Annotated in this window: 15 protein-coding genes; 8 read left to right on the top strand and 7 right to left on the bottom strand. The window is 66.0% G+C overall.

Going from position 1 to position 17,106, the window contains the following annotated elements; genetic code table 11:
* Nucleotides 1-9: 9 nt before the first annotated feature.
* The 5 genes from ABQF30_RS05695 to ABQF30_RS05675 are packed head-to-tail and all read left to right on the top strand — an operon-like array spanning nt 10 to nt 5,949.
* Nucleotides 10-834 carry an enoyl-CoA hydratase/isomerase family protein gene (locus ABQF30_RS05695; protein ID WP_448461815.1) on the top strand — a complete coding sequence of 275 codons (825 nt, stop codon included), beginning with the start codon at nt 10-12 and terminating at the stop codon, nt 832-834.
* Nucleotides 831-1,610: an enoyl-CoA hydratase/isomerase family protein gene (locus ABQF30_RS05690; RefSeq protein ID WP_448461813.1), complete on the top strand. Its 780-nt coding sequence runs from the start codon at nt 831-833 to the stop codon at nt 1,608-1,610. Before ABQF30_RS05695 ends, ABQF30_RS05690 begins: the two co-directional genes overlap by 4 nt.
* Nucleotides 1,610-3,058, top strand: coding sequence for a class I adenylate-forming enzyme family protein (locus ABQF30_RS05685; RefSeq protein ID WP_448461811.1), 1,449 nt, complete (start codon nt 1,610-1,612; stop codon nt 3,056-3,058). Before ABQF30_RS05690 ends, ABQF30_RS05685 begins: the two co-directional genes overlap by 1 nt.
* On the top strand, nt 3,051-4,505 hold the full coding sequence (locus ABQF30_RS05680; RefSeq protein ID WP_448461810.1) for a class I adenylate-forming enzyme family protein: 1,455 nt from the start codon (nt 3,051-3,053) through the stop codon (nt 4,503-4,505). The genes ABQF30_RS05685 and ABQF30_RS05680 overlap by 8 nt, the downstream gene beginning before the upstream one ends.
* Complete coding sequence (locus tag ABQF30_RS05675) at nt 4,498-5,949, top strand: class I adenylate-forming enzyme family protein (protein ID WP_448461808.1); 1,452 nt, start codon at nt 4,498-4,500, stop codon at nt 5,947-5,949. The genes ABQF30_RS05680 and ABQF30_RS05675 overlap by 8 nt, the downstream gene beginning before the upstream one ends.
* Before the next feature lie 62 nt (nt 5,950-6,011).
* On the opposite strand, the gene ABQF30_RS05670 is transcribed toward ABQF30_RS05675, so the two are convergent.
* The 5 genes from ABQF30_RS05670 to fabG all read right to left on the bottom strand — a co-directional run bounded on the left by ABQF30_RS05670 (nt 6,012) and on the right by fabG (nt 11,128).
* On the bottom strand, nt 6,012-7,199 hold the full coding sequence (locus tag ABQF30_RS05670) for a CaiB/BaiF CoA transferase family protein (protein ID WP_448461806.1): 1,188 nt from the start codon (nt 7,197-7,199) through the stop codon (nt 6,012-6,014).
* Nucleotides 7,200-7,293: 94 nt separating this feature from the next.
* The gene (locus ABQF30_RS05665) at nt 7,294-7,962 is read right to left on the bottom strand and encodes a GntR family transcriptional regulator (protein WP_448461804.1); all 669 of its coding nucleotides are present in this window, start codon (nt 7,960-7,962) and stop codon (nt 7,294-7,296) included.
* 3 nt (nt 7,963-7,965) lie between these two features.
* The gene (locus ABQF30_RS05660; protein WP_448461802.1) at nt 7,966-9,159 is read right to left on the bottom strand and encodes an acyl-CoA dehydrogenase family protein; all 1,194 of its coding nucleotides are present in this window, start codon (nt 9,157-9,159) and stop codon (nt 7,966-7,968) included.
* Entirely contained in the window at nt 9,156-10,391 is a 1,236-nt protein-coding gene (locus ABQF30_RS05655; RefSeq protein WP_448461800.1) for an acetyl-CoA C-acetyltransferase, read from the bottom strand. The genes ABQF30_RS05660 and ABQF30_RS05655 overlap by 4 nt, the downstream gene beginning before the upstream one ends.
* A complete protein-coding gene (gene fabG, locus ABQF30_RS05650) occupies nt 10,388-11,128 on the bottom strand; it encodes a 3-oxoacyl-ACP reductase FabG (RefSeq protein ID WP_448461798.1) in 741 nt (246 codons plus the stop codon). The genes ABQF30_RS05655 and fabG overlap by 4 nt, the downstream gene beginning before the upstream one ends.
* Before the next feature lie 104 nt (nt 11,129-11,232).
* Here fabG and ABQF30_RS05645 point away from each other — a divergent pair, with 104 nt between their 5' ends.
* The 3 genes from ABQF30_RS05645 to ABQF30_RS05635 are packed head-to-tail and all read left to right on the top strand — an operon-like array spanning nt 11,233 to nt 14,780.
* Nucleotides 11,233-12,492 carry an acyl-CoA dehydrogenase family protein gene (locus ABQF30_RS05645; RefSeq protein ID WP_448461796.1) on the top strand — a complete coding sequence of 420 codons (1,260 nt, stop codon included), beginning with the start codon at nt 11,233-11,235 and terminating at the stop codon, nt 12,490-12,492.
* Nucleotides 12,489-13,310, top strand: coding sequence for a mycofactocin-coupled SDR family oxidoreductase (locus tag ABQF30_RS05640; RefSeq protein ID WP_448461794.1), 822 nt, complete (start codon nt 12,489-12,491; stop codon nt 13,308-13,310). Before ABQF30_RS05645 ends, ABQF30_RS05640 begins: the two co-directional genes overlap by 4 nt.
* Before the next feature lie 6 nt (nt 13,311-13,316).
* Nucleotides 13,317-14,780, top strand: coding sequence for a class I adenylate-forming enzyme family protein (locus ABQF30_RS05635; RefSeq protein ID WP_448461792.1), 1,464 nt, complete (start codon nt 13,317-13,319; stop codon nt 14,778-14,780).
* Nucleotides 14,781-14,801: 21 nt separating this feature from the next.
* On the opposite strand, the gene ABQF30_RS05630 is transcribed toward ABQF30_RS05635, so the two are convergent.
* Both ABQF30_RS05630 and ABQF30_RS05625 read right to left on the bottom strand, forming a co-directional pair.
* A complete protein-coding gene (locus tag ABQF30_RS05630) occupies nt 14,802-15,710 on the bottom strand; it encodes an alpha/beta hydrolase (protein WP_448461790.1) in 909 nt (302 codons plus the stop codon).
* Nucleotides 15,707-17,032, bottom strand: coding sequence for a flavin-containing monooxygenase (locus ABQF30_RS05625; RefSeq protein WP_448461788.1), 1,326 nt, complete (start codon nt 17,030-17,032; stop codon nt 15,707-15,709). Before ABQF30_RS05625 ends, ABQF30_RS05630 begins: the two co-directional genes overlap by 4 nt.
* Nucleotides 17,033-17,106 lie beyond the last annotated feature (74 nt).

Below are 17,106 nucleotides of genomic sequence, written 5' to 3'. Positions count from 1 at the left end.
AAGGAAAACATGACTGCTCCTGCCGGAACATCCAGGTACGACACCATCAAATACGAGGTGGACGGGCACAAGGCGACCATCACGCTGAACCGCCCTGAGGCGCTCAATGCGCTGTCCCCGCACATGGTCAACGAACTGCGGACCGCCTACGACGAAGCAGAGAACGACGACAACATCTGGTTGATGATCGTCACCGGCACCGGCCGCGCGTTCTGTACGGGCGCCGATGTCAAGGAGATCCCTGAGGACGGCCGGGTCATCTACGAACGGCCCTACCTGTCCACCTACGACCAGTGGGAGGCGCCGCAGGAGGGCACTCCGCCATTTCGCCGGATGGCCAAACCTGTATTGGCGGCCATCAACGGCATCTGCTGCGGCGCGGGACTGGACTGGGTGACCACCGGCGACATCGTGATCGCCTCCGACAAGGCGACGTTCTTCGACCCGCACGTCAGCATCGGCCTGGTCGCGGCGCGCGAGATGGTGCGTCTGGCTCGCGCGCTGCCGCGTTCGGTCGCGCTGCGCATGGCGTTGATGGGTAAACACGAACGGATGAGCGCGGAGCGGGCCTACGAACTGGGCATGATCACCGAGGTCATCGAACACGACAACCTTCTTCAACGGGCCCACGAGATCGCCGACATCGTCAATTCCAATGCGCCCCTGGCAGTTCGGGGAACACGGTTGGCGATTCACAAGACCCTCGACCTGCCGCTGCTGGAGGGTGAGATCCTGGCCGAGACGTTCCGCGAGCGGGTGGTCCGCACCGAGGACGCCCAGGAAGGTCCGCTGGCGTTTGTGGAGAAGCGGGCACCCGATTGGAAATGCAAATGACTTTCGAAACGGTCCTGCTCGACCTCGACCACGACATCCACGTCGCCACGGTCACGCTGAACCGGCCCGAGGCGCTCAACTCGTTCAACCGCACGATGTGCGAGGAGATGCGCGACGTCTGGCACGCCATCAAGGCCGACGAGGGCATCAATGCCGTGGTGCTGCGCGCAGCGGGTGACCGGGCATTCAGCGCGGGGCTCGACGTCAAGTCCCGCTACGGGCAGCCCAATATCGTTTGGAATCACGAGGATCCGGGTGAGCTGCTCAGCCCGAAGTGGCAGAAGATGTGGAAGCCGGTGGTCTGCGCCGTGCAGGGCATGTGCACTGCGGGTGCGCTGTACTTCGTCAACGAGGCCGACGTGGTGATCTGCTCACAGGAGGCGACGTTCTTCGACTCGCACGTCAGTGCCGGACTGGTGTCCGCGCTGGAGCCGATCGGTTTGATGCGCCGGGTCGGTCTCGGCGACACGCTGCGAATGGCGTTGATGGGCAATGACGAACGGGTCGGCGCACACACCGCCCTCCGGATCGGCCTGGTTACCGAAGTGGTGGCCCGTGACGAGTTGTGGGCCCGCGCGCAGGAGATCGCGGCGATCATCGCCGCCAAGCCGCCGACCGCCACCCAGGGCACTGTCAAGGCGATCTGGGAATCCCTCGACAAGCCCTACCGGGCCGCGATGGATCAGGGGCTGATCTACACCCGGCTGGGCAATCCGATCGCCAAGGCCGAACTCGCCACGCTGGACATTCGCAAGAACCCACCACGGATCCGCTGATGCTCCACCCCCTTTCACAGCGCATCGGTGACGTGCTGGCTCTCGACGCCGCCGCGCGGGCAATCCAGTACGACGGCCAGTGGTCCACCTGGGGGCAGCTCGCCGGGCTGGCCCGCCAGGTCGGCAAAGTGGCCGGCACCGCGCGCGTCGGGATCATGCTGCGGAACCAGCCGGCGCACGTTGCCGCGCTACTGGGTGTGCTGGAGGCCGGCGGCACCGTCGTCGTCATCAACCCGTCCCGCGGGGACGACCGCACCCGGGCCGATATCGAGGCGCTGGCCTTGCCCATCATCATCGGCCTCGCCGAGGATATCGCCACTCTGGCCACGCCATCGGATTCGACCACAACCGTCACCATCGGCGATCTCGACACAGCACCGGTGGTCGACGCCGCCGAAGCGCCCGTGCCCGACGCAGGCCGGCCGGGGGTCGCGGTGTGGATGCTGACCAGCGGCACCACCGGCCCGCCGAAACGGGTCGACCTCACCTACGACATGCTGGCGCGCAGCGTCATCGGCCGTGATCCCGAGAAGTCCCCTGCCCCTACCGAACTGCGCCGCGGAGTTGCGATCGTCAACTCGCCGCTGGTGCACGTCGGCGGGGTGTTCCGGGTGCTGTTGTGCATCGCCGAGGCGCGGCCGTTCGTGCTGCTGCCGAAATTCGACCTGCGCCGCTGGGCCGATGCGGTGCGCGAACACCAACCGCGCGCGGTGTCGTTGGTGCCGGCCGCGTTGCGGATGGTGCTTCATTCCGACCTCACCCGGGCGGATCTGGCCAGTGTCCGCGCGGTCACCTCCGGCACCGCGCCGCTTTCGGCCGACGACGCTGACGCGTTCACCGAGAAGTTCGGCATTCCGGTGCTGACCTCTTATGCCGCGACGGAATTCGGCGGCGGCGTGGCCGGTTGGACATTGGCCGATCACAAGGAGTACTGGAAAGACAAGCGCGGCAGCGTGGGCCGGGCCAATCCCGGCGCGCAACTGCGGGTGGTCGACGACGGCGGCAACCCGCTCGGCCCTGACGAGCAAGGGTTGTTGCAGGTGAAGCCTGCGCAATTCGATGCCGACGCAGATTGGGTACGCACCACCGACCTTGCCCGCATCGACGCCGACGGGTTCGTGTGGATTCTCGGGCGCGCCGACCAGGCGATCATCCGCGGCGGGTTCAAGGTGATGCCCGACGATGTCCGCACTGCGCTCGAGAGCCATCCCGCGGTAGGCGGTGCGGCCGTGGTCGGAATGCCCGACGAGCGTCTGGGCGAGACGCCTGTGGCCATGGTCGAGTTACGAACGCAGACCTCCCCGGGCGACCTGACCGAATACCTGCGGGGGCGATTGGCCCGCTACGAAATCCCCACCCAGATCGCCATTGTCGAGACAATCCCCCGAACCCCTTCGGGCAAGGCGGATCTCGGCGCCGTCCGAGAGCACTTCGCAACTGGTGGCTGAGTCGCTGGCCGGATTGCTCGATGATCTCCGCAGCCGAGGAGATCACCCACTGCTGATCTGTGACGACCAGCGGATCAGCTACGCCGATGCCGAGGCGCGCTCGGCCAGGGTAGCCCGCGCGCTGGTTGCCCTCGGCGCGGGCAAAGGTACGCACGTCGGCCTGCTCTATCCCAATGGGGTGGACTTCGTCGTGGCCATGCTGGCGGCCGCCCGGATCGGCGCCGTGGTGGTGCCGTTCTCGACGTTCCTCACCGCTTCCGAGATGCGGACTCAGCTGCTCGCCGGTGATGTCGGGATCATGTTGTCGGCACGGCACTTTCGCAACCACGACTACATGAACCGGCTAGCGGATGTCGGCGACGCTCCGTGCTTGCGCCACGTGCTGTTCGACCTGCCCGGCGCCGACGAGCCGAACGTGTCGGGGCTCGAAGCCGATGTCGACGGCTGCGACGTGTTGGCGATCATCTACACCTCGGGATCCACCGGGGCACCGAAAGGCGTGGTGCACACCCATGCCGCGTTGCTGGCCCATCAGTGCAACCTCAACAGGATCCGCGGGCTGACCGCAGCTGACAGATTGTTCTGCAACTCGCCGTTCTTCTGGGTCGGTGGGTTCGCCTTCGGGCTGCTGGCCACGCTCACCGCCGGCGCCACCCTGATCTGCTCGAACGCCACCGACGCCGGAGCCGTTCTCGACCTACTGGATGCCGAGAAGCCCACAGTGACCAATGGTTTCGCGGCAGGCGTCGCCCATCTGTCCCGTCATCCCAGCTACCGCAGCCGGGAGTTCTCGGCCCGCCGCGGCAACCTGTACCCGATCATGGCCGCCGATACCCGGCCCGCCGACCCCGAACTTCGGCACAACATGCTGGGCATGACCGAAGCGGGCAGTGTCGTGCTGATCGACGGCGACGACGGCGATCAGCCGGAACATCGGCGAGGGTCGTACGGCAGGCCCGCCCCCGGCTTCGAGACGAGAATTCTGGACTCAGGTGAACTGTGTATCCGGGGTCCGTATCTCATGCAGGGCTACTACGGGCGTAGCCGCGAGGAGTGCTTCGACGCCGACGGCTGGTTCCACACCGGCGATCTGGTGCGCGTCGACGACGACGGCTTCTACTACTTTCTGGGCCGCGCCGGGGCCATGATCAAGACCTCGGGCGCCAACGTCACACCCGGCGAGGTTGAGAAGGCTCTGGCTGCAGTGGGACTTGTCGCACATGTCCTTGGTCTTCCCGATGAAGACCGAGGACAGGTGGTCGCTGCTGTGATCGTGTCGGACGATCCAGGCACGTTCGACGAGGACGCGGTACGTCGTGCGCTACGGGAACGACTGTCGTCATACAAGGTACCCAGACGGTTCGCGGTGATTGGTCCGGGCGAGTTGCCGATGATGTCGAGCGGCAAGATCGACATGCCGGCCTTACGCGGACTGTTCAGTGCCTGACACCATCGATGCGCTGGTCCGGGCGCATGCGTCGTCTCCGAAACCTATGGTGATCGACCCCGATCACCGGGTCACCTACGCCGAACTCGATTCCAGCACCCGCGATCTCGCGGCAGGATTTGTCGAAGCCGGTGTCAACAAGGGCACGCGGGTCGGTCTCATCATGCCGAACTGTGCCGACTGGGTCAGGATCGCCGTCGCGCTCACGCGGATCGGCGCCGTCCTGGTGCCGCTTAGCACCCTGCTGTCCCCCGACGAGTTGGCCTCGCAGCTTCACACCGCTTCGGTGCAGGTGTTGATCTCAGTCCAGGAGTTCCGCGGGCGGCGCTACCCCGCGCCGGCCGGCATACCTGCGCTGCGTCAGGTCTGGACCACCGAGCAGGCATTGGCACTGCGCGGATCGCATCCGATCGACGCACTCGCGGACCGGGTGCGGCCGAGTGATCCGCTGGTCATCATCTTCACGTCAGGAAGCAGCGGACGGCCCAAGGCCGTCGTGCATTCCCACGGAAATGCGTTGGGCGCAGTGCGATCCGGACTGGACGCGCGGTGTATCACCGCCGACACCCGGCTTTACCTACCGATGCCGTTCTTCTGGGTGGGCGGATTCGGCGCAGGCATCCTGTCGGCGCTGCTGGCCGGTGCCACGTTGGTGACCGAGCCCATTCCTACACCGGAGTCCACCCTGAAATTGGTGGAACGTGAACGCGTCACACTGTTTCGAGGCTGGCCAGACCAAGCCGAGGCGTTGGCCCGCCACGCTGGCGGCGCCGACCTTTCAGCGCTGCAGCCGGGCAGCCTCGAGGCCCTGCTACCACCGCACCTGCGGTCGGGGCCCGGTGCGCGGGCTTCGCTTTTCGGGATGACCGAATCGTTCGGACCGTACTGCGGATATCGGGCCGATACCGATATGCCCCGATCGGCCTGGGGCAGTTGCGGTAAGCCGTTCCCTGGCATGGAGGTGCGGATCGTAGGTGACGGCTCGGTCGGCGAGATCCAGATCCGGGGCCCACATGTCATGCGCGGGATCTGCCGGCGCAGCCGCGAGGAAGTTTTCACCGCCGACGGGTATTACCCCACGGGCGACCTCGGCCGTCTCGACGCGGACGGGTTCCTGTTCTACCACGGCAGGTCCGACGACATGTTCAAGGTGCGCGGCGCCACTGTGTATCCCAGCGAGGTGCAGCGAGCGCTGCGCGGAATCGACGGGGTGCGCGCGGCATTCGTCACCAATGTCCCCGACAGCCAGGGCAATCGAGTCGGTGCGGCGGTGGTGTGTGACGGGGCCTCGGTCGAGGTACTGCGCGCCGCGGCTCGCGACGCGATCAGTTCCTTCAAAGTGCCCACGGTGTGGGTGCTCCTCGACAATGAGGACGCCGTCCCGCGTGGGCCGACCGGCAAGGTCGACGTCCGTGCGCTCCGCACCATCCTGATGACTCGTTGAGATTGCGCTCAGGGCTGTGGTTTCACGAACTTGACGACCCTGTGTGCAATCTCAACCCGGTGCTAGACGATCTTGCTGTCCCGTAGGCCCGCGATCTCACCTGAGCTATAGCCGACCTCGGCCAGCACCTCATCGGTGTGCTCGCCCAGTAGCGGTGGCCGCCGCCGGATGCTGCCCGGCGTCGCCGACATCCGGAAGGGTGTTTCGATGATCGGCACGTCCCGCGATGCCCCGGGGAACGCCACCGGCTGGAGGTAACCCATCGCCTGCACATGCGGGTCGTCAAGCACATCTTGGGGCGAATGTAGAGGAGCAGCAGGCATTCTCGCCTTCTCCAGCAGCTCAAGCACCTCGGCCTTGGTCTTGTCCGCACACCACGTGCCCATGATGTCGTTGAGGAAGTCGCCGTGCTGCCAACGCAGATCGTCGTCCGCGAACCGCGGATCGTCGAAAAGTTCTTCCCGACCGACCAGGCGGCACCAACGCTTGAACATCGGCTGCCCGGCCACCTGCAGCAACACCCACTCGTCGTCGGACGTGCGGTACAGATCGCATGGCGCCACCGAGGCACCCTGGTTGCCCATCCTGGGTTTGTCGACCTGCAACAGCTCGCGTTCGATCAAAAACGCGTTCGACAACATCAGCGCGGTGGGCAGCAGCGCGCCCTCGACATGTTGGCCCTGCCCGGTCCGGTCCCGGTGGTAGAGCGCCATCATCACGCCGATCGTCAGCGTCAGCGCGGTACCGAAATCCGCGTAGGGCACCACCGTTCGGATCGGCTGCTCGGGCAATCCCTGCCGGTACACCGCACCCGACATCACCTGACCCGCCCCGTCGAAGCCGATCCGATCGCTGTACGGGCCGCCTTCGCCGTATGCCGTGGCGCTGGCCAGGATGATGTCGGGCTTAACCGCTTTCAGCGTTGCGTAGTCCAGCCCGCTGGCCCGCATTCCCGCGGCCGGCATATTGGCGACGACGATGTCGGAGCGGGCCACCAAGCGCCGGGTGATCTCGGCGCCCTCCGGCGTGGTGGAATCCAGGGTCAGCGACCGCTTGTTGCGATTGCACTGCAGGAAGGTGCCGCCTTCCCCGCCTTCGGTGACGGCCTGCACCCAGCGGTCCTCGCCGCCTTCGCGTTTCTCGACCCGCAACACGTCGGCACCCATATCCGCCAGGATCGCGCTGCACCACGGCGCGGCGATGAACCGGCCGTAGTCGAGCACCCGGATGCCGTCGAGAACTCCTGGCATTGCCCACCCTTTTCTCTCGGCGAGCAGACGCAGACTCGCACATTTTCGTGCCGAAATGTGCGAGTCTGCGTCTGCTCGCGGGTCTTACTCACCCCTACTCGAGCACGCCCAGCTTGGCCAGGTGCTCGACCAACGGTTTCGACGCGGCGCACAGATGTTCGGCCATGGCGGCGCGGGCCCTCTCCCCGTCGCGCACCTTGAGCGCGGCCAGCACGCGACGGTGGTCGTGGGTGGATTGCTCCGGCCAACCCTCGACCGTCGGGAACACCGATTCCAATGCGTACCGGGTGATTTGAGACATCACCTGCGCCAACTTCGGGGACTGCGCCGCGATGTTCACCCCGCGGTGGAACTCGTGGTTGAGCCTGACGGCGCGCTCGTGATCGTCCTGCGCGTAGGCCTCCTCGAGCTGGCGCTGGATACGTTCCAGCTCGATCACCTGAGTGTCGGTGATGTGCCCGGCAGCGCGGGACGCCAGTTCGCCGCCGATGTGCGCCTGCACGCCTGCCACATCGTCGATGTCACGCCGGGTGACCGGCAGAACCACGAAGCCCCGCCTGGGTTGCTGGGTCAGCAGACCCTCGGCCCGCAGCCCGAACAGCGCTTCCCGCACCGGCGTCACGCTGATACCCAACTCGGCCGCGAGCTGTTCGAGCCGAATGTAATTGCCGGCGGGGTAAGTACCGTCGAAGATCCGCCGCCTGATCAGCCGCGCCACATCTTCGGCGAGCTGTGGGCGCGCGGTGAAATCCGGGACGGTCACTGGTCAGATCCGATAGTCGGCCAGCAGCCGCTTGCTGATGATGTTCTTCTGAATCTCGCTGGTGCCCTCGCCGATGAGCAGGAATGGGGCATCGCGCATCAACCGCTCGATCTCATACTCCTTGGAGTATCCGTAACCGCCGTGGATCCGGAAGCTCTGCTGGGTGACCTCGGAGCAGAATTCACTGGCCAGGTACTTGGCCATCCCCGCCGCGACGTCGTTGCGTTCACCGGAATCCTTCAGCCGAGCGGCGTTGACCATCATGAGATGAGCCGCTTCGACTTTGGTTGCCATCTCGGCCAATTGGAATGCCACGGCCTGGTGTTCGGCGATCGGCTTGCCGAAGGTCTGGCGCTGCTGCGCATAGCGCACCGCGAGTTCGAAGGCGCGGATGCCCACTCCGCAGGCGCGCGCAGACACATTCACCCGGCCGACCTCGACGCCGTCCATCATCTGGAAGAAGCCCTGCCCGGTGACCCCGCCCAGAACGTCGTCAGCACCGGCGCGGTAGCCGTCGAAGATCAGTTCGGTGGTGTCGATGCCCTTGTAACCGAGCTTGTCGAGCTTGCCCGGAATCACCAGCCCGGGAAGCACTTCGCCGAACCCCGTGGGCTTTTCCACAAGGAACGCAGTCAGGTTGCGGTGCGGCTTGTCGGCACCTTCGTCGGTGCGCACCAGCGCGGCCACCAATGTGGAGCTGCCGCCGTTGGTGAGCCACATCTTCTGGCCGTCAATGACGTACCCGCCGTCGGGTTGCTTGGTGGCACGCGTGCGGATCGCCGCGACATCGGATCCGAGCTCGGGCTCCGACATCGAGAACGCACCGCGCGTCTCACCGGTGGCCATGCGCGGCAGGAACTTCTGCTTCTGAGCGTCGGTACCGTGCTGGCGAATCATGTAGGCCACGATGAAATGCGTGTTGATCACACCGGAGACGCTCATCCAGCCGCGGGCCAGTTCCTCGACGCACAGCGCGTAGGTGAGCAACGATTCACCCAGGCCGCCGTACTCCTCGGGAATCATCAACCCGAACAGGCCCATCTCTTTCATCTGGTCGACGATGGCCTGTGGGTAGGTGTCGGAGTGCTCCAGCCCCTGGGCTGCCGGGATGATCTCCTTGTCGACGAATTGCCTTACCGTTGAGACAATCTCGGTCTGGAACTCGGTGAGCCCCAGCGTCTGCGCGAGTCTGGTCACGATGCTGTACCCCTTTCTGAACACCGTTCGAACACCGCGGCCAGCCCCTGGCCACCGCCGATGCACATGGTCTCCAGCCCGTACCGGGCCTCGCGCTGTTGCAGTTCCCGCGCGAGCGTCGCGAGCATGCGCCCGCCGGTGGCGCCTACCGGATGGCCCAACGAGATTCCGGAGCCACGGACATTCGTGCGTTTGAAATCAGCCGCCCCGAACTTCCATTCCTTAGTCACCGCGAGCGCCTGAGCCGCGAACGCCTCGTTGAGTTCGATCAGGTCGATATCGGTGAACTGCAGGCCGGCTTTGGCCAACGCCACCTCCGTGGCAGGTACCGGGCCGATGCCCATGATGTTGGGCGCGACGCCGGCCGAGCCCCATGACACCAGGCGCACCAGTGGGGTCAGACCAAGCTCCGCAGCCTTCTCCGCGGTGGCCACGATGCACATCGACGCGGCATCGTTCTGGCCGCTCGAATTGCCCGCCGTCACGGTGGCGTCCGGATCCTGTTTCAGCAGGACGGGTTTGAGCTTGGCCAGCGATTCGACAGTGGTGTCGGCGCGTGGGTGCTCGTCGGTGTTGAACGTCTGGTCGCCCTTGCGGGTGGGCACGGTCACCGGAATGATCTCCTCGGCCAATACCCCTGACTGTTGGGCGGCCACGGCGCTTTGATGTGAACGCACTGCGAGCTCGTCCTGCTCGCGGCGCGAAATGCCGTACTGGCGGCGAAGATTCTCGGCGGTCTCCAGCATCCCGCCCGGCACCGGGTAATCCCGCCCGCCCGCGGTGGTTCGGCCCCGTGCGAGCCCGTCGTGCATGCGCACGCCGTGTCGTGCTGCGCCCCAGCGCATGTCGGTGGAGTAGAAGGCGACGTTGCTCATGCTCTCCGTACCGCCGGCGACGACGAGATCGTTGTCGCCGCTGCGCACCTGCAGGCAGGCCTGGATCACCGCCTGCAGTCCGGAGCCGCAGCGGCGGTCCACCTGCATGCCGGGGACCGTCACCGGCAGGCCGGCGTCAAGTGCGACCACCCGGCCGATCGCGGGGGCCTCGCTGTTGGGATAGCAGTGCCCGAGAATGACATCCTGCACCTGGTCGGGCGAGACACCCGTGCGCTCCAGCAGGCCTTTGAGCGCCGCGACACCGAGATCGACGGCGGTCAACGACTGGAACATCCCGCCGTAGCGACCGATCGGGGTTCGGACCGGTTCGCAGATGACTGCTTCGCGGATGCTCATACGTGCCGACCGCCGGTGACCTCGAGAACGGTGCCGGTCATGTACGACGAGAGATCGCTTGCGAGGAACAGGGCGACCTTGGCCACCTCGTCGGGCTCACCGGCCCGGCCCATCGGCACCTCGGCCAACTTCTGATCCCAAATGTGTTGCGGCATAGCCTCGGTCATGGCCGAGCGAATCAGACCCGGCTGGATCGCATTGACGCGCACCCCGAGGTGCGCGAGTTCCTTGGCAGCGGCCTTGGTCATCCCGACGATGCCGGCCTTGGCGGCCGAGTAGTTCGTCTGGCCGATCAGGCCGACCTTGCCGGAGATCGACGACATGTTCACGATCGCGCCGCGCTTGTTTTCCCGCATGACGGCCGCGGCGGATTTGATGCCGTTCCAGGTGCCCTTCATATGTACCGCGATCACCTGGTCGAACTGCTCTTCGGTCATCTTGCGAATGGTCGCGTCGCGCGTGATGCCTGCGTTGTTCACCATGATGTCAAGCCCGCCGAAGCGCTCCACGGCCGCGGAGACCAGACCCTCGACGTCGGCGGCCGATGTGACGTCACAGCGCACTGCCGCCGCGACATCCGCGCCACCCAGTTGCCCGGCCGCGGCCTCGGTGGCTTCGAGGTTGAGGTCGCCGAGCACCACCCTGGCCCCCTCGGCGATGAAGCGCTGCGCGATGGCAAGGCCCAGACCCTGGGCACCGCCTGTCACCACCGCGGTTTGACCGGTCAGCAACGACACCTGATCACCTGTCCTTCGATCGTCGGGGGCACGTTAAGCCGTCATCATATTTCATATACGATATTGGCGATCCGCGGGCCAAGTGAGGCGAAGGAGTTCTGTCTGTGGCAACTGCCGAAGTCGGCGACGACGATTTCCAGGAAATCTTGGCGCAGACCCGCAGCTTCATCCGCACTGCTGTGGTGCCTCGCGAGAACGAGATCCTCGCGACCGACACGGTGCCCGACGACCTGCGGGAGCACGCCAAGAACATGGGCCTGTTCGGCTACGCCATCCCTGCGCAGTGGGGCGGCCTTGGGCTCAACCTTGCTCAAGATGTCGAACTGGCAATGGAATTCGGCTACACGTCACTGGCGCTGCGCTCGATGTTCGGTACCAACAACGGCATTGCCGGCCAGGTGCTGGTCGGCTTCGGCACCGACGAGCAGAAGACCCAGTGGCTGGAGGGGATCGCGTCCGGCGACGTCGTCGCATCGTTCGCACTCACCGAGCCTGGCGCCGGTTCCAACCCGGCAGGACTGCGCACCAAGGCCGTTCGCATCGGCGGGCAGGAGCGCAGCGACCGGGGAATCAACACCGGCGGGCAGGAGCGCAGCGACCAGGGAATCAACACCGGTGACAGCTGGGTCATCACCGGGCAGAAGCGCTTCATCACCAACGCACCCACTGCGGATCTGTTCGTCGTCTTCGCCCGGACCCGCCCGGCCGACGATGCCGGCCCGGGCATCGCGGTGTTTCTCGTACCGGCGGACGCCGCCGGCGTCGAGGTCGGGACCAAGGATGCCAAGATGGGCCAGGAGGGCGCTTGGACCGCCGACGTCAGCTTCACCGACGTCCGCGTTCCGGACGGCGCACTGGTGGGTGGCAACGAGGACGTGGGGTATCGGGCAGCGATGACATCGCTGGCTCGCGGCCGCGTTCACATCGCCGCGCTCGCCGTCGGATCTGCGCAGCGGGCGCTAGACGAATCGGTGGCATACGCCGCCGCCGCGACTCAGGGCGGTCAACCGATCGGCAGTTTCCAACTGGTGCAGGCGATGATCGCCGACCAGCAGACCGGGGTCCTGGCCGGGCGGGCGTTGGTCCGCGACGCCGCACAGAAGTGGGTGTCCGGCGAAGACCGACGTATCGCCCCGTCGGCGGCGAAGCTGTTCTGCACCGAAATGGCAGGCAACGTCGCCGATCTCGCGGTCCAGATCCACGGCGGCACCGGGTACATGCGCGAGGTTCCGGTCGAGCGGATCTACCGGGAAGTCCGGCTGCTGCGCCTCTACGAGGGCACCAGCGAGATTCAGCGCCTCATCATCGGCGGCGGTTTGGTCAAGGCTGCCCAGCGAAACACCAACATCAAGGAGAATCGATGAGCGACCGGCTCACTGGAAAAGTCGCCTTCATCACCGGGGCGGCTCGCGGCCAAGGCCGCGCGCATGCGGTCCGGATGGCCAAAGAAGGCGCTGACGTCATCGCGATCGATCTGGCCGGACCGCTGCCGCCGAGCGTGCCGTACGACTCTGCGACGCAGGAAGACCTGGCTGAAACGGTCCGCCTGGTCGAGGCCACCGGCGGGCGAATCCTCGCTTCGACCGCCGACACCCGCGACCTCGACTCGCTGCGGACCATGGTCGACAAGGGCGTGGCCGAGTTCGGCCGGCTCGATATCATCATCGCCAACGCGGGCATCACCGTGCCCGAGGCGTGGAACGAAACCACCCCGGAGTCGTTCCGCGATGTCATCGACATCAACCTCACCGGCACCTGGAACACCGTGATGGCGGGCGCCCAGCACATCATCGACGGCGGCCGTGGCGGGTCGATCATCCTGATCAGCTCCGCCGCCGGCATCAAGATGCAGCCGTTCATGGTGCACTACACCGCAAGCAAGCACGGGGTCACCGGGATGGCCCGGGCCTTCGCCGCCGAGCTGGGAAAGCACAAGATTCGGGTGAACAGCCTCCACCCGGGCGCGGTGAACACCCCGATGGGCACCGGCGACATGATGGCCGCACTGAACCGGGCCAATGAAACCAATCCCGGGCTGATGAACATGGTCACGCCGTTCCTGCCCGACTTCATCGCCGAACCCGAGGACATCGCCGACGCGGCGGTTTGGCTGGCCAGCGACGAGTCGCGGTTCGTCACCGCCAGCCGGGTCGCCGTCGACCTGGGCGCGACGCAGTTCTAGCGCAGCATGGCCGACTTCGCCGAGACCCTCGCGGCGGGACTCGCCGGATACGGTGACCGGCCGTTCCTGGAGTTCGAACGGAAGTGGTTCTCCGGCAACGAGATAACGGGCTGCATCGCCCGGATAACGGCCGCCCTGCGCGACGCCGGCGTCGCCGATGACGAGCCGGTCGGCATCGTGGTGCGCAACCGCGTGCCACACGCCGCGGCGATCCTTGGCTTCGTCGCCGCACGGCGTCCAGTGGTGATGATCTACTCGTACCAGTCGACGGCAGCGATCGCCCACGACGTCGAGAATCTCCGATTACCAGCGGTTCTCGCCGACCCCCAGGACTGGACAACCGAACTGCGGGCGGCGGTCCAGCGAACGGGATCGGCCGGCCTTGCCCTGTCGGGCGATCCGCTCGACGTCACCGTGGCCGCGGCCCGCGGGGGCGCCCGTACCGATCCGGTGATCGCCGACGCAGGACTGCACATTCTGACCAGCGGCACCACCGGGCCGCCGAAGCGCATCGCGGTCGCCACACATGTGCTGGCGCACACTGTTCTCAGCATGACGATCGGCGGGACGAACGATCCGAGCGATCCCCCCGAACTGGTGTACTGGCCGTTCGGCAGCATCGGGGTGTGCCAGCTGCTGGCGGCTCCGTACAGCGGGAAACGCATGGTGCTGTTGGAGAAGTTCACCGTCGACGAGTGGGTGCGGGCGGTCAAAACCTTTCGGATCAAACGGACCGGCGTTCAGCCCGCCATCATCCGGATGCTGTTGGAGGCTGGCGTACCTCGAGAAGATCTGGCGTCCCTGGAGTATCTGCCGGGCGGATCCGGCCCGCTGGAGCCCGAGTTGCGCGCGGAGTTCGAAAAGCGGTACGGCATACCGCTGTTATGGGCATATGGGGCAACGGAGTTCGCCGGGTCGGTGAGCGCCTGGACGCCGGATCTGCATCGCCGCTATGGCGCGGACAAGCCCGGCACAGTCGGCAGGCCATTGCCCGGCGTCCGGGTTCGCATCGTGGATCCCGATACCGGCACCGAAGTACCCACTGGTGTGGTCGGGCTACTGGAGGCCAGGGTGGAAGTCATCGGTCCGGACTGGGTGCGCACCACCGATATGGCGTCGATCGATGAGGACGGCTTCCTCACTCTGCATGGCCGCGGTGACGGTGCCATCAACCGGGGCGGGTTCAAGATCCTGCCGGAAACCGTTCGCCGGGTGCTGCTCTCACATCCCTCGGTGCTCGACGCCTGTGTGGTTGCGGTGCCCGATCGCCGGCTCGGTGAGGTGCCTTTCGCAGCGGTCGAACTCCGACGCGGTGCGCCGACCCCAGCTGAGCACGATCTGAAAGGTCTGGTCCGCCAAGCGCTGCCGAGTCACCATGTGCCCGTCGCCGTGGCGATCGTCGACGTCCTCCCCCGCAATGCCGCGATGAAGGTGCGGCCGGGTGACGTTGCCGCGCTGTACCGCGCGTAACTTATCTCCCGCGAGCAGAGGTCAGGCGGGGCGGAACGTCCGGGACAGGAACGCCAACTGATGCTCGACGGCGGTCTCGAACCAGTCGTGTCCGGGCCAGACGTCGAAGTGGTCACACGGATAGTGGTGTACCTGGGCCCTGGCCTGCACGGCGGTCTTGACCACCGAGTTCGCCGGGACGAACCGGTCGAAATCGGCGATCTGAACCAGCACAGGGCATTTCAGGGTCTTCGCTGCCGCAGCGGTGCGGATGCGCACCAATTCCATGCCGATGCCGGCGTCGACCTCGTTGCGCCAGGTGGGGCCCGCGATGGACACGTAGCTGTCGTATGCCCCGTCGAGCGCCAGCGCACCCGCCTCGCCCGGGCGCGCAGCCAACGGCATCAACGTCGGCGCTCCACCGGCGGCAACGGCCAACCGACTCTTGAGCCCCACCAGCGTCCAGTGCAACGCCGACGCGACGTCACGGTGCGCCACCGCAGCGCGGCTGGCGGCCAGCCCACTGGTCAACGGGGTCATCGCGATAACGGCTGCCACATCTGGGAAGCGCGCGGCCGTCCGCAACACATGACTACCCGAGAACGAGGAACCCCACAGCGCCACCCGGCCGGCATCAACGCCCGGCAAGCGCTGGGCCGCACCGACCGCCGCGGCGTAGTCGGCGAGCTGGCGGTCCACCGAAACGCTCTGCCGCGGTTGACCTTCAGACGCGCCGAAACCGCGGTAGTCGAAAGCGAGCACATCCAAGCCGGCTGCACTGAAGCGCTCCGCGAACGGCTGCAACCCGGAGTCCTTTGTGCCACCGAAACCGTGCGCCATCACCACCACCGGACGGCCCGCCGGGCCCGCGAAACCGTCTCCTACCGCGGGGAAGTGCCACGCACTGCACTGTTCGCCGTCGGCGTAGAAGCCGACATCGTCGGGAGTCATGCGACCTTGGCCCGTTTCGCACCGGCAGGCAACTCACGGGCGCGAATGTCATGCTCGTAGTAGAAGTAATCCACCTGTTGGGTGTGTCGCGGCCGGTCGGTGCAATGGCCTGCGTGCAGCTGCTGGTCCGCGTCGATCACCCGCTCCATCTCCTGAACCGATGGCAGCGCGTACCGGCCCACCGCGTAGGCGGCGAGCAGCCGGGCCTGACATTCCACGAACGGGAACAGCGTCGGAATCGCCTGTGCGAAACCGATGAACACCAGATCATCGAAGCCCGGCTTGAACATCCGCTTGTACAACCGGATGTGATTGTCGGGGGCACTGATGAACTCGCGGTCGAAGAACGGGAAGGTGATGTTGTAGCCCGTCGCATAGACGATGGCGTCGAAGACGTCACTGGTGCCGTCCTCGAAGTGCACGGTGTCGCCGTCAAGTCGGGTCACGTTCGGCTTGGGAACAACATCACCGGATCCCAGCCGCAGCGGCAATTCCACCGATTGCGTCGGGTGGGCCTCGAACAGCTTGTGATTCGGCGCGGGCAGGCCGTAGGCCGTCGGATCGGTGCCCAGCATCGGTGCGAGTAGTTGCGCCGCCTTGCGCTGCCATGACAGCGGCAGGTAGGGGCTTGTGCGGAAGAACTTGTCACCCGGTTGTCCGGCAATGAATTTCGGGACGATCCAGGCGCTCGACCGGGTCGACAGGGTGACCTGATTCTGCAGCGACTTGGATGACAGCTCCACGGTGATGTCGGCCGCGCTGTTGCCGATGCCCACCACGAGGATCCGCTTGCCGGTCAGGTCCAGCGGAGTGTTCGGGTCGATGTAGTGGTGCGAGTGGATCTCCTGGCCGGTGAAGGCGCCGGGGAAATCTGGTAGCCGCGGATCCCAGTGGTGCCCGTTGGCGACGACGAGTAGGTCGAACTCGCGTCGGGCACCGGCCTGGTCCTCGATCTCCCAGCCGCCGTCGTCGGTACGGGACGCGCGCACCACCCCGTTGTTGAACTCGATGCCGTCGAGTAGCCCGAACGTGTCCGCGTAGGCGTCCAGATAAGCCTTGATATCGGAATGATGCGGGAACGACGGGAAGTGCTGCGGCATCGGAAAGTCCTTGAACGACAACCGATGCTTGCTCGTGTCGATATGTAGTGACCGGTACGCGCTGCTGTGCCCGTTTGGGTTTCCGAAGGCCCAGTTACCGCCGATCCGGTCCGACATCTCGAACGTGGTGTAGGGCACCCGGTAGTCCTTGAGCATCTTGCCGGCAGTCAGCCCGCTGATGCCTGCCCCGATGATCGCGGTACGCGGCGGTGAATGCGGCAACCCGAGCTCCTCACGTTGTGATGCAGCACACTAGCAGCGCGGTTTGACGAAGGTCAATGATTTCTGACAACTGT

This window comes from Mycolicibacterium sp. XJ870, assembly GCF_053483975.1.
This window is presented reverse-complemented; position numbering and strand designations above follow the sequence as displayed.

Coding starts and splice junctions, on each gene's coding strand:
- ABQF30_RS05695 (WP_448461815.1), top strand. CDS start 10: ATGACTGCTCCTGCCGGAACATCCAGGTACGACACCATCAAATACGAG.
- ABQF30_RS05690 (WP_448461813.1), top strand. CDS start 831: ATGACTTTCGAAACGGTCCTGCTCGACCTCGACCACGACATCCACGTC.
- ABQF30_RS05685 (WP_448461811.1), top strand. CDS start 1,610: ATGCTCCACCCCCTTTCACAGCGCATCGGTGACGTGCTGGCTCTCGAC.
- ABQF30_RS05670 (WP_448461806.1), bottom strand. CDS start 7,199: ATGCCAGGAGTTCTCGACGGCATCCGGGTGCTCGACTACGGCCGGTTC.
- ABQF30_RS05655 (WP_448461800.1), bottom strand. CDS start 10,391: ATGAGCATCCGCGAAGCAGTCATCTGCGAACCGGTCCGAACCCCGATC.
- ABQF30_RS05640 (WP_448461794.1), top strand. CDS start 12,489: ATGAGCGACCGGCTCACTGGAAAAGTCGCCTTCATCACCGGGGCGGCT.
- ABQF30_RS05635 (WP_448461792.1), top strand. CDS start 13,317: ATGGCCGACTTCGCCGAGACCCTCGCGGCGGGACTCGCCGGATACGGT.
- ABQF30_RS05630 (WP_448461790.1), bottom strand. CDS start 15,710: ATGACTCCCGACGATGTCGGCTTCTACGCCGACGGCGAACAGTGCAGT.